11 protein-coding genes are annotated in these 12,463 nt (G+C 36.6%); 2 read left to right on the plus strand and 9 right to left on the minus strand.

Translation table 11 applies throughout. The annotated features are described in order from the left end of the window. Positions 1-18: 18 nt before the first annotated feature. The 8 genes from ACPLVE_RS02995 to ACPLVE_RS03030 form a co-directional block, all read right to left on the minus strand. Entirely contained in the window at positions 19-2,490 is a 2,472-nt protein-coding gene (locus ACPLVE_RS02995; RefSeq protein WP_424609702.1) for a glycoside hydrolase family 2 protein, read from the minus strand. A 14-nt stretch (positions 2,491-2,504) separates the two neighbouring features. Then, complete coding sequence (locus tag ACPLVE_RS03000) at positions 2,505-3,443, minus strand: ABC transporter ATP-binding protein (RefSeq protein WP_424609704.1); 939 nt, start codon at positions 3,441-3,443, stop codon at positions 2,505-2,507. Further along, entirely contained in the window at positions 3,440-4,402 is a 963-nt protein-coding gene (locus ACPLVE_RS03005) for an ABC transporter ATP-binding protein (RefSeq protein WP_424609706.1), read from the minus strand. The genes ACPLVE_RS03000 and ACPLVE_RS03005 overlap by 4 nt, the downstream gene beginning before the upstream one ends. Beyond that, positions 4,399-5,241, minus strand: a complete 843-nt coding sequence (locus ACPLVE_RS03010; RefSeq protein ID WP_170270975.1) for an ABC transporter permease — start codon at positions 5,239-5,241, stop codon at positions 4,399-4,401. The genes ACPLVE_RS03005 and ACPLVE_RS03010 overlap by 4 nt, the downstream gene beginning before the upstream one ends. Then, entirely contained in the window at positions 5,238-6,230 is a 993-nt protein-coding gene (locus tag ACPLVE_RS03015; protein ID WP_424609707.1) for an ABC transporter permease, read from the minus strand. The genes ACPLVE_RS03010 and ACPLVE_RS03015 overlap by 4 nt, the downstream gene beginning before the upstream one ends. A gap of 17 nt (positions 6,231-6,247) precedes the next feature. After that, on the minus strand, positions 6,248-7,999 hold the full coding sequence (locus ACPLVE_RS03020; protein ID WP_424609709.1) for an ABC transporter substrate-binding protein: 1,752 nt from the start codon (positions 7,997-7,999) through the stop codon (positions 6,248-6,250). Between the two features lie 184 nt (positions 8,000-8,183). Further along, positions 8,184-9,266: a LacI family DNA-binding transcriptional regulator gene (locus tag ACPLVE_RS03025; protein ID WP_031314172.1), complete on the minus strand. Its 1,083-nt coding sequence runs from the start codon at positions 9,264-9,266 to the stop codon at positions 8,184-8,186. Positions 9,267-9,478: 212 nt separating this feature from the next. Further along, positions 9,479-10,216 carry a hypothetical protein gene (locus ACPLVE_RS03030; protein ID WP_424609711.1) on the minus strand — a complete coding sequence of 246 codons (738 nt, stop codon included), beginning with the start codon at positions 10,214-10,216 and terminating at the stop codon, positions 9,479-9,481. A 192-nt stretch (positions 10,217-10,408) separates the two neighbouring features. Between ACPLVE_RS03030 and ACPLVE_RS03035 the strand changes: the two genes are divergently transcribed. Both ACPLVE_RS03035 and ACPLVE_RS03040 read left to right on the plus strand, forming a co-directional pair. Next, positions 10,409-10,654 carry a 4Fe-4S dicluster domain-containing protein gene (locus ACPLVE_RS03035; RefSeq protein ID WP_170270978.1) on the plus strand — a complete coding sequence of 82 codons (246 nt, stop codon included), beginning with the start codon at positions 10,409-10,411 and terminating at the stop codon, positions 10,652-10,654. A 12-nt stretch (positions 10,655-10,666) separates the two neighbouring features. Beyond that, positions 10,667-11,461, plus strand: coding sequence for a DUF169 domain-containing protein (locus ACPLVE_RS03040; protein ID WP_424609712.1), 795 nt, complete (start codon positions 10,667-10,669; stop codon positions 11,459-11,461). 24 nt (positions 11,462-11,485) lie between these two features. Here the strand turns inward: ACPLVE_RS03040 and dusB are convergent, their stop codons facing one another. Further along, positions 11,486-12,457 carry a tRNA dihydrouridine synthase DusB gene (dusB, locus tag ACPLVE_RS03045; protein ID WP_424609736.1) on the minus strand — a complete coding sequence of 324 codons (972 nt, stop codon included), beginning with the start codon at positions 12,455-12,457 and terminating at the stop codon, positions 11,486-11,488. Between the last annotated feature and the right edge of the window lie 6 nt (positions 12,458-12,463).

Below are 12,463 nucleotides of genomic sequence, written 5' to 3' on the forward strand. Positions count from 1 at the left end.
TGATTTTTGGTACAATTTTTATATATTTGCTATTAACTGAGTAATGTCAAAAATTTTAATTTCTTTTAACTTACCTGAATAATTTACCTCATATTTTTTATTTGGCATCATATTTAAACAATTATCTGATAACTCCATATCATTCTCCGTTTCTATAAATACTCCAAAAGCAGGAACATCTGTTTTTAAAATTATTTTATTCTCCCCTACTTCATAATCGATCTTTGGCTTTGCTAAATCCAGATCTCTGAATTTGCCAAATACTTTATAATTCTCATAAACCGCATCATCAGTGATTATTTCTACATACACAACGCTATTTAATAACTCCCTGTTCTTCTCCACCGGCAGCGTACACCCTGGGATCGCTATAGGCATTTCTTTTACTCTATATCCAATATTCAAATCTTCAAAACTGTAATGGGCTATTTTTGTAACATCATTTGCTATTAATCTAGCTTTTAGCCGTTTTTCTGCAACTTTTTCACCATTTAATTTAAAAACTTTTACAACAACTTCTACCTCTTTATCATACGGCAAATCACTTACTCCATAAGCTGTTACACCATCACCTTCTTCTTCTATATAGGGTAAAATCTCTGCATAAAATCTTTTTGAATAATAGTACAATGCCTTTTTTCTCTTGTAATAATCCACTGCAGACCAGCTTGCGACAGGCCAACAGTCATTAAACTGCCAGTACAATGTCCCTGATGTCTTAAATTTTCTTAACCTCCAATGCTCAACTCCTGTCTTTATAGCCTCTGCTTGATTGAATTGACTCAAATAGACAAAGCTCTTAAGGTCCTTCGGAAATCCCAATCGCCCTACCATAAATCTTATCAGTCTTTCCATTCCCTCGACCATTTTATTGTGAGAAATCATGACTGGGCTTAATATCTTTCTATCTTCTGGCGCTGTATAAGATAAAACTGTCTTCCAGTCAGGCATTGCCTGAAAACCAAATTCACTAAGAAATCTGCCCCTATCTTTCTTATACTCATCATAGTCTACCCAGCCACTCCACACATTCCACTGATGCCTATCTCCTTCAGTTTCACTATTTGGGTCTTCTCCTCCATAAGGACTCGATACCCAATAAGGCCTTGACGGGTCCAATTTTGCGCACACTTTAGGTAATATTTCTTTATAAATATAATTGCCCAGATATTTTGGGTCTCCCTTATTCCACCATGAATGAAATCCCCAATTATTTTCATTATTCCCACACCACAATACAATGGAAGGATGATTTCTAAGACTTAATATGACTTTCTCTGCTTCTTCTTCTGCCAATTTTTGAAACCATTCAAATTGGTCAGGGTACTGGGCACAGGCATACATAAAGTCTTGCCATACCATTATGCCCATCTCATCGCATGCTTCGTAAAATGCCCTATCTTCGTATATCCCTCCTCCCCATATTCTCAGCATGTTCATATTTGCCTCTTTTGCAAGTCTTATATATTCGTAATAACCTTCTTTGCTAAGCCTTGGCAATAAATTATCAGCTGGTATCCAGTTGGCTCCCTTTGCAAAGACTCTTACACCGTTTATTTCAAAAATGAAGCTTTCCCCCTCTTCATCTTTTTCCCTTATCAATCTAATCGTCCTTATTCCACTTCTAAAGCTTTTTTCATCTATTATTTCTGCATCTTTTAAAAGCCTTATTTTTATTTCATAAAGATGCTGGTCCCCCAAACCATTGGGATACCATAATTTAGGATTGTCTACTTTTATCCTAAGGCTTATTCTGTCCTTTTCAACTTTAGTTCTTGTCTTGATAATAGATATATCTTTTTCAATTAGCTCTATTTCCGCCTCAAAATCACCAGGTACATATCTTTCAATATCTGCACTTACTACAACATAAGCCTTATCATTTTCAATTTTTTCCGTATAAAAATATGGATTCTTAATTTCTGCGTGTTTTACTAATCTTATATATACACCTCTCCAAAGACCTACCTGTACAATTCTTGGCCCCCAGTCCCATCCAAATGAATACTGGGCTTTCCTCACATAAGGCCTTCCACTGTCTCCCGACCATTCCAGTTTGACAGGACTTACCTTTTCCATCAACTTTACAGTTTCTGTTATAGATTTGAAGTAAACCTCTAAAATATTTATCCCTTCTCTTATTATGCCCTTTATGTCAAATTCATAAGGTATGAACATGTTTTGCGTTTTACCGAGATACACGTCGTTTAAGTATACATCTGCAAAAGTATCCACTCCTTCAAACACCAACTTCACTGCGTCATACTCATTTATATGCTCTGTGTTTAATGTAAATTCTTGTTTGTAAACCCATTCTTTGTCTTCTAACTTGTGAAACTCTATTTCATTCATTCTATAATAAGGGTCATTTAGTTTCCCTAATTTCATTAAATCCAGCTGAACACATCCTGGAACTTGCCCTTCATACCATACATCCATTCCAATCTCCTTAAAATGCCACTTCCCATTCAGTAAAATTCTCTTCTCCATAAAAATCACCTTTTTTACATTTTTACACAAGCTACATAATGGTCTTCTTCCACTAACTTAAGCTTCGGCTTTACGCAATTTAAATCTGCCAACGGACATCTATCTATATACTTGCATAACCCTTCTTTCCAGGCTGCACGAGACTTATCAAAATCCTCAACGCTTATCCTGTCCTCTTCCCATTTCCTATCTAATTGCGGTATAGAATCTAAAAGCATTCTAGTATAAGGATGCATTGGATTGGAAAACACTTTTTCTATAGACCCTGATTCTACAACAGAGCCTTTGTACAAAACTACTATCTTATCGCTTATATAATAAGCCTGTGAAAGGTCGTGGGTAATAAAGAGTATAGAAGCGCCTATCTCCTTCAAGCTCAGCAAAGCCTCCAATACATCTACTCGGGTTGAAGCATCCAACATACTTGTAATTTCATCGGCAATCAGTACATCGACATCCATGAGCAAGGCCCTTGCTATTAACAACCTCTGGAGCTGTCCTCCGCTTAATTGGTGAATGTATTTATTTAAAACATCTCCTACATTAAGCCCCACCCTTTTTAATACCTCTTCTACTCTCCCTTCCCATTCAGAGGAAGAAACTTCTTTTTTAAATGACTGCTTTATTAGCTTAAAAATTCTGTCTACTTTGAATATGGGGTTAAAGGAAGAGTAGGGGTCTTGAAAAATGCCCTGTACTTTTGAATAAAACTCTTTATTGTTCTTTATTTTATAGATGTCCTTATCATTTAGAAGGATTTGACCGCCACTGGGTTTTAATAGCTTTAATATCATCTTGCCAATTGTAGATTTACCACTTCCACTCTCTCCTACCAAAGCTAAAATTTCGCTTTTTTTTATTTCAAAATCTACTCCATCTACTGCCACTATTGTGTTTTTAGAAAATATCCCTCCTGAAGTAAATACCTTTGTGAGATTTTCTACCCTAATCATCTTCCCTTCACCTTCCAACAAGCAACGTATCTCCCTGGTTCAACTTCCACAAGTGGCGGTTCATTTAAACACTCGTCACTGGCAAAAGGACACCTATCTTTAAATCTGCAACCTTCCGGTGGGTTTATAAGATTAGGGGGATGACCAGGAATTCCCTCTAACTTTTGATGTGTATGTCTAATCCCCGCATTTGGCAAAGATTTAATTAAAGCCTTTGTATACGGATGGAGAGGATTTTTCATTATCTCTTCCGTAGGACCAATCTCCACTACTTTACCTGCGTACATTATAACTATCCTGTCCGCTATTTGATACAAAACCGCTATGTCGTGAGTAATAAAAACTATAGAATTTACAATCTTTTCATCCCTAAATTCTTTAAACATGAGAGAAACTGCTTTCTGTGAAGAAACATCCAGCGCAGAAGTGACTTCATCTGCTATCAAAAGGTCTGGATTTAACAAAGTAGATATTACTAAAACTAACCTTTGCTTCATTCCACCTGATAGCTCAAAAGGGTACATATTAAGTACATCTTTAGATAATTTAACCATTCTAAGCCTTTCATGTAGCCTTCCTTCTATCTCCTCGTATTTTACCCTATGCTGACCAACCAAATCTTTTATTATTCCCCCTATTTTACGAGTTGGGTTTAAAGCATCCATAGCATACTGGGGTATAAGAGAAATTTTTTTATAGCGATATTTTCTCATCTCAACAGTATTGTCAACCGGTAATCTCTCGCCATTTAGTCTAACCTCACCAGAGACGTATTTCATTGGTGGCTTTAAAAGGATCAAGGAATTCCCCAGGGTCGACTTGCCACATCCTGATTCACCAGCTATCCCCAGTATTTCTCTGTCATTTATCGTAAAAGTCACGTCATCTAATGCTTTAGCGTCTCCACGCAAAGTTTTATAATATATTTTCAAACCCTTTATCTCTACCAAATTGGTCACTCCTCCCTAAGCCTTGGATTGAATATCTCATCAAGGCCTATATTGAGAAAGTACAGCGAACTTACTATCATCGTTATTGCCAACCCCGGAGGAATAAACCACCACCATATTCCCAATTGAATCGCATTCCACAGCACGGAGTACTGTAGCATCAGTCCAAGAGAAATTCCTCTTGTAGGTCCCAAACCTATAAAATCCAATCCCACTGCTGCAAGTATCGCACCTGCAAATTGAAGAATAAATACCATCACTACATAGGACATCATATTTGGTGCTATTTCTTCTAAAACTATTTTTAAAGATGGTAAAGCCGTTATCTTCGCCAGATTCACGAATTCCCTTGACTTCAAAGAAAGAGTTTGAGCTCGCACAGCCCTTGCAGTCCAAGGCCAAGCCGTCAAACCTATTATCACACTTTGAATTCCTATCCCTCTGTAAGGGAGATAAGCAGCAATTATTATGAGAAGAGCTAAAGTTGGAATCACTATCAAGATATTTGTAAGCATCATCAAAATCTCATCTATCCAGCCGCCTCTATACCCTGCTATAAAACCGATTAAAAGCCCTATTATAGTAGCTAATCCTCCTCCAAACAGCCCAATAAAAAATGTGGACCTTAACCCATATACAAACTGAGTAAAAACATCTTGACCAAAGGTGGTCGTCCCCAGCCAGTTATCTTTATTAGGAGGCAAATTGCTCATACTCACATATTCAAGAGGATCTTTATAGTGAGAAAGGTAGGGACCAATTGTAGCCAATATCAAGAAAAAAAGCAGTATACTAAGACCTATTTTAAATTTCGTATTTTTAAATGCAAAATACATAAACTCTTTCATACATTTTCTCCTCCAAGTCCTAGTCTAATCCTTGGATCAACTATCATATAAAGTATGTCTACTAGAAAGTTAGCAAGTAATACCCCAATGATTATGAATAAAAACACTCCTTGGACCAAAAAATAATCCTGGTTTAATATTCCTTGCAACAATATATATCCCATTCCTGGATAAGCAAAAACTACCTCTGTCGCTATGGAACCTGCGACAATTGTACCCAATTGAAGAGCCAAACCAGTAATCTGTGGAAGTATAGCATTTTTAAAAGCATATCTCCTTATAAGCCCTTCTGAGGCTCCTAAAGCCTCTAAATACCTTGAATAATTCGCTTCAAGCTCATATATTATCAAGTTTCTCATGCCTATTGCCCAACCGCCAATTTGCACAATAAATAAAGACAAGAAAGGTAATATCCAGTGCTTCAAGAAGTCTGCTACAAACTGCCACGACCAATTAGGTCTCATGCTAAAACTGTAAGCACCTGCAATTGGAAAAATCCCTAATAGGACGCCAAAAGCCCACGCTAAAAGTATTCCAAGCCACATATATGGAATTGAAGTGATAATATAAAATACAGGTAACATACTGGAATCAAGGCTCCTGTGCCTTGCTGCTGCAGCCCCTATATAGTTCCCCACTATCCAGCTCAAAAGAATAGAGGGCAGCAAAACTACAAGTGTATAAGGTATGGCCTGAGCGATAACTGACAAAACAGGTTTGGGATATAGATATATGCTTATACCCAAATCACCTTTAAATATAGCCATCCAGAAATTCAGATACTGTTTCCACAAAGGCAAATCCAATCCAAAAGCTTTAATCAAATATCCATACATTACTTTTGCCGACTGTGGCAACCCCGAAAATCTTGATACTAATACAAGAATGGGGTCCCCAGGCATAAACCTGGGGATCAGCCAGTCGATTGTCACTGCAAAAAAGAAAGTCAAAATGTAGATGTACAATTTCTTAATCAAATACCGTAACATCTATATACCCCCATTTATTATTGCGAAACTTTTGGTTTTATTTTCATCATCATCATTGTACCGCCTGTCTGCCATCTGCCTCCCCAAGTTACTGGGTAAGCATATGGGTCATGTTCTGTTGGCCAATTTTCCCATGCTGCATTTGATGCCTGGAACCAGAGACCATTGTACCAAAGCGGTATGGCTGGTATGTTCTTTAAGAATACTTCTTCCAATTTTGAAGCAACCTTTTTAGCTTCATCTGTTCCAGGTTTTGATCCATTTAAAGTTGCCACCATATCCTGCAACCCTTCTATATCAAAGCGCCCAAAGTTACCATTGTATTGAGCATCTCCTGTTATAGGATTGAAGAGCCAGTTGTAAAGCGTCCATGGTGTTGGGGTTACTTGGCTTCCGAAGTTGTTGAAAGATAAATCAAATGTCCCTTTAGTTAAATCTTCCCAATATTTGCTATAATCAGGGAATTTTGCTTCTGCATCAATTCCTACAGCCTTTAACTGGTCTGCAACAATCTTAGCTGCTTCCATCCAGTCAGTCCAACCATACGGAACGCTAATTTCTAATTTGAACTTCTTGCCATCTGGAGTTGTCCTCACTCCATCGTTACCTAATTTAAATCCTGCGGCATCCAAAATCGCTTTTGCTTTATTAGGATCATAGCTAAATCCATACTGTGAAACTACGTTTTTATCATAATATTCTTCCCAAGACTTAGCAGGCACAAAGCCTAGAGGATTTGAAGGTTCAACCTGATTTTCGTACACCTTTTCAGCTATTACTTTTGGATTTATAGCATAAGCCATGGCGCGTCTTAGTTCTACATTGTTAAGAGGTTCTTTAGTCACATTGATAAACATAAACACTGTATTATCAGGAATCATGTATGGTGGATTGTCATAGAAAGTCGTTATTCCATAATTAGCTTTTAACGTCGGTATACCAGGGAGGAAGAAATTACTTACATCCAGTTCTCCTTTCATCAACATTCCGAGAGCTACATTATTACTTGGAACAATTAAGTACACTATTCTCTTAGGTTGTGGAGTAAGTCCCAGAGCTTTTATACCCCACCAGTTATCATTTCTCTTATATACCATGCGGTCATTGCTGTAAGTATCAAATAAGTAAGGTCCTGAACCAATTGCCTTTTCATTAGCACCATTCAGCAAATCATCTTTAGATTTATTCTGCCAAATATGTTTTGGTATAATAGGAATTTGATATAAGTTATATTGCCATTCGTGATAATGGGAAGTTGAAAATTTAAATACCACAGTCTTATTATCAGGAGTATCTACAGATTGCAACCATTGCCACATTGGACTATAATAGATTTCAGGATGGTCTTTTGCTATTTCAAAAGTGAATTTTACATCCTCTGAAGTCAAAGGCTGACCATCTGACCAAGCAAGTCCATCTCTTAATGTTACTTGATAAGTATTATCAGAGGTCCATTCACCTTTTTCGGCTAACCATGGAATGAATTCGTTTTTAAGTGGATCATAATTAAACAAAGTTTCGTAAATCAATCCTACTGTACCTGTTACTGCATTCCATGGTGTAAGCGGATTCCAGTTGCTCGGTGGTGCCCACAACCCACCTCCAGCATAAAGAGTTTCATTTCTCTGATAGGTAGTTTCTTGGGCAGGTTGCTGGGCTGTTTCACTTTGCTGTGTTTTATCAGCTACTTCCTGGCTCTTTTGCCCACAGCCTGCCAGCGCACCTATCACCAACATTAAAACCAATAATACACTTAAAAGCCTTCGCACCTCACAATCCCCCTTTTGAAATAGTTTTCAAAGTCTATAAATTTTTAAATATACCTTTTCTTTTTATCCACCCCCTTCTCAATTTTTAGAGTAAAAAGGCTTTAAGCCTTTTTATACCATATATTATACAAAAATCCAATAAACACGTGTTTACAAAAGAGCATAGAAACAAAAATGTTGACCTTCATCTTGATAAAAGATATTCTTTCTTTTCATTTTCTTCTTTTATCTCAATTCTTTTACAAGATTCTCTTTCTACCAGTTTTACAGGTACTACAAATTTAGCTTTAATTGCTATCTCTTCCTCAACTGACCTGATAAGATTTTCTACTGCTAACTCTGCCATTTGCAATAAAGAAACACTCATCGTCGTTAAAGCAGGTTTCAAATAGCGAGATATAGTAATATCATCAAAACCAATTATAGAAACATCATCTGGAATTTTGTATCCCATCTCTTCTAAAGCCTGCATAGCTCCTATAGCCATCTGATCATTTGAAGCAAAAATCGCCGTGGGTTTTGCTTTTTTGAATAATTTATATGCAGCCTTATAACCGCTTTCTTCAACAAAATCCCCTTTTACTACCAGACTACTTTTAAATGGAATTCCCGCTTCTTTCAATGCTTTCTTGTATCCTTCTAATCTTGCAAAACCAGAGAGCTTTTCCATATCACCTGTTATATGGGCAATTTCCCTGTGACCCAGACTTATCAAGTACTTTGTAGCTTCATAGGCTCCAGTCACATTATCCATGTTGACTATGATACTTTTATTGAATGGGTCATTCTCATCATCTCTTATTTCCTGGTCAATCACTGCCGTCTTAAGCCCTGCCTCAATAAGATTTTTTATTTCAGGGTCATCATTTTTTACACCAATAAAAATTGCTCCATTGATAGTCTTATTGTAAAAGACTTCCCTCACTTTTTTATAATCTTTCGGTTTATAAACAGTAATGACAAGAACATTATATCCTAGCTGATTTGCAAAATCGATAACCGCAGTTGTAAAAGGTCCAAAGTAAACATTGTCATAAACCTTATGAATGTCACTATTCCTCTTCAAATCTACAATCACAAGGCCAATCGTCTTAGAGCTTTTTCCTCTCAACATGCGAGCTGAAGCATGAGGAACATAGTTATATTCCTTAATAGCTTTTAACACTTTTTCCTTAGTTTCAGGCGAAACATTGGGATAATTATTTATGACTCTTGACACAGTACTGCGAGACACACCGGCAATCCTAGCAATGTCTTTGCTATTAATCATAACAATTCTCCTCTATTTCTATATTGTTTGTTATAGATTATAGAGTAACTTTTCGCATTTTTCAACAAAAACTCTTAAAATAAATTTCATGAACACGTGTTTACGAGATAATTATATATTACCCCTTACCTAAAAGTCAATATGGTTTTTGTATTTTCACGTATTTTCAAATTGTCAGACATCTTATAACTTGCAAGGGGATAAGAATTTTATCCCCTTGCGTACTCAAACACCTCTGTATATTCGCTCATGAAAATATCTATAGGGAGCACCCAGTAACCTCCATTGTAGTCTATGTCTATGCCTGCAATTTCATAATATCCTCTCCATGGAACCAAAGAACAGTACCAGGCTGTAGGGTTGTTTTTATGGGCGCTCCAGTAATACCTTTCTCCCACGTGTTTTGAGAGTTCTTCAACTATTTCAATCCTCTGTTTGAAAGTTGTCCCTGGAACAAAAAGCCCCCATGCTTCTCCAAAATTTTCGTAATAAAACCGAATAGATTCGTATATTACTCCTTTGTCAGGTTCTGCAGTGAGCAAACACTCATCATCAATACTTCCATGATATCTTCTGCTGTCAAATATAGCAGCATGCCTTATAGCTCCCTGTATATGAAAACCGGGACTTGTCGCAAGTACTATATCTCCAATAGTGAATTTTTCAAAAGAAAGCTTATTTGTATAAACTTCTTTTTTAACTCTCCCCTTAGGCCTTATACCAAAAACCTCTTCATAGTCAATCTCTTTTATAAGTTCATATAAACTCATACTATAGGTTTTTTCTTGCCATTCTTCATCATAAGGTTTAGAAATCATTATTAGATTTCCAATTTTTAAAAAACGGTCATAAAACTTTTCTTTTGGTATAATGCTTCTTTTTTTGATTTCTTCTTTATGCTGAAATTCTAACAAATCGATCTCCTTGTATTCCTTACCCCTGCCCATTTATACATCATCTCCTTTTGTAATAACATAATGTGCCTTATAACCCCGTATGTGCCTGTCCTAAGTTTTTACAAAAAATTATTAGCTTTAACCTATGGATAATATAAAAATAATTAATTCACTTTAAATTGCATTATATGTAAAAAAGGTTTAAAATTAAAATGTAATCCTTAAAAAATCTGAGGTGGTATAATGCCAGATATAAATATATTTAAGCCAGGCGCTGATATAAAAATAGACGACAAAAAATGTATAGGCTGCAGAAGATGTGTAGAAGTATGTCCTGAAGATGTTTATGAACTTGTAAAAAGAGAAGGAGAAACAAATCCAAATAGAGAATATAAATCTAGTGCACGTTACCCTGAAAGATGCATATTATGTCTATCTTGCTTAGAAATCTGCCCTACCAATGCCATATACATCTTTGATAAACAATAGGAGGTCTTTAAAATGGCTGGTCCACTTTTAGAAGAACAACTTATAAAGCCAAAACATGACTGGAAAGATTTGACTTCAAAAATAGTAAAAAAATTAAAGCTAAAATATGAACCCGTAGGAGTATTCTTGGTGCCATCCTTTCATAAAGAAAGGTATGAAAAGTTTTTTGAAAATATCCCAAGGCCAAACGGTAAATTGACTTACTGCCAGGCGGTTGAAACAGTAAGAGGTTCAACAAACTATTCTGGATTACCTGAACCACCTGATGCTTTAAGGCTTAAGGCAGAAGATTTTATGTGTGCTGCAGGAGCTGCAAATCTTGGACTATACGATTTGCCTGAACCTATTAAAAATGGGGAAAGAGATTTTTTATTAAGAAGATTTTATTCGCTGGAAACATCAAGACTCACAAGAGGAAAAATACCCAGACTAGAACCCGGAAGTGTGTCTGATGTTATCGTATTTAAGCTTTCAAAGGCTCCTGTAGAACCTCAGGTAGTATTAGTTTTCGGTGTACCTGCTCAGATACTTTCTTTGGAAGGGCCTTATTTGATGAAAAAGGGTGGAAGGCTTAATATAGACTTGCTTGGAACCTGCGGAGTATGTTCTGAAATGACAGTATCTCCACTTGTAAATAGAAAAATGAACTTCTCTCTTCTCTGTGGTGGAGCAAGAGCTCATGCATTCCATGACCCAACAGAAATGGGAGCAGGTATACCCGCCGAAGAATTTCCGGACTTGGTAGAGAACCTTCTAAATAGACAAAACATCCCAATGAGACAGACACTGCCTGAAAATTTAAAATAAAAAATCCTGCTTCTGCAGGATTTTTTATTTTTCTTTTTTATAAATTTTAGGAATACCTTCTAAAAATTCTTTTATTTCCTTATAACTTTCCATTTTAAATACTGCTTCTCTCATTCGTGCACTGCCTGGAAGGCCTTTTAAATACCAAGCAATGTGCTTTCTCATCTCTACCACACCTGTTCTTTCACCCTTATACTCAACCATCATAGTAAGATGTCTTATCATAAGGTCTACTTTTTCCTTTATTGTAGGTTCTGGCAAAAGTTCACCCGTTTTAAGATAATGGACAGTCCTTTTAAATATCCAGGGATTCCCTTGTGCCCCTCTCCCAATCATTACGGCATCGCAACCTGTTTCATCAAGCATCCTTTTTGCATCTTCTGGCGTAAATATATCTCCATTGCCTATTACAGGTATCTTTACGCTTTCCTTGACTTTTTTAATTATCTCCCAGTCAGCTTTTCCTGAATAAAACTGTTCTCTTGTCCTCCCGTGTACTGCTACAGCTTTAATGCCTACTCTCTCAGCAATTTGTGCAATCTCTACTGCATTTACATTATTATTGTCCCATCCCTTTCTTATTTTTACAGTTACTGGTTTATATGAGGCCTTTACCACCGCCTCCATCACTTTTTCAGCCAAATTCGGTTTTAACATTAAAGCTGCCCCATCTCCATTTTTTACTATCTTTGGAGTAGGGCATCCCATGTTTATATCAATGATCAATGCTTTGCTTTCATTAAGCCTTCTTGCAATCTCTCCCATAATCTCGGGGTCAGAGCCAAATATCTGAAGGGCTACTTTTTCCCCATCGTCAATATCCAAAAGTGCCTTTGTATTTTCACTTCCATAGTAAAGCCCTTTAGCGCTTACCATTTCAGTATAGGTGAGTCCTGCACCCATTTCCTGACATATCAACCTAAAGGGCTTATCTGTAACTCCTGCCATAGGTGATAAAAATACATTATTCTCTAAAATCACATTTCCTATTTTCAACAGAGC

It is taken from the genome of Caldanaerobacter sp. (genome assembly GCF_049701115.1).
GTDB lineage: Bacteria > Bacillota > Thermoanaerobacteria > Thermoanaerobacterales > Thermoanaerobacteraceae > Thermoanaerobacter.

What these genes read in the sequence shown, in the direction of transcription:
- ACPLVE_RS02995 (WP_424609702.1), bottom strand. Translation starts at nt 2,490, where the DNA reads ATGGAGAAGAGAATTTTACTGAATGGGAAGTGGCATTTTAAGGAGATT.
- ACPLVE_RS03010 (WP_170270975.1), bottom strand. Translation starts at nt 5,241, where the DNA reads ATGAAAGAGTTTATGTATTTTGCATTTAAAAATACGAAATTTAAAATA.
- ACPLVE_RS03000 (WP_424609704.1), bottom strand. Translation starts at nt 3,443, where the DNA reads ATGATTAGGGTAGAAAATCTCACAAAGGTATTTACTTCAGGAGGGATA.
- ACPLVE_RS03030 (WP_424609711.1), bottom strand. Translation starts at nt 10,216, where the DNA reads ATGGGCAGGGGTAAGGAATACAAGGAGATCGATTTGTTAGAATTTCAG.
- ACPLVE_RS03040 (WP_424609712.1), top strand. Translation starts at nt 10,667, where the DNA reads ATGGCTGGTCCACTTTTAGAAGAACAACTTATAAAGCCAAAACATGAC.
- ACPLVE_RS03035 (WP_170270978.1), top strand. Translation starts at nt 10,409, where the DNA reads ATGCCAGATATAAATATATTTAAGCCAGGCGCTGATATAAAAATAGAC.
- ACPLVE_RS03015 (WP_424609707.1), bottom strand. Translation starts at nt 6,230, where the DNA reads ATGTTACGGTATTTGATTAAGAAATTGTACATCTACATTTTGACTTTC.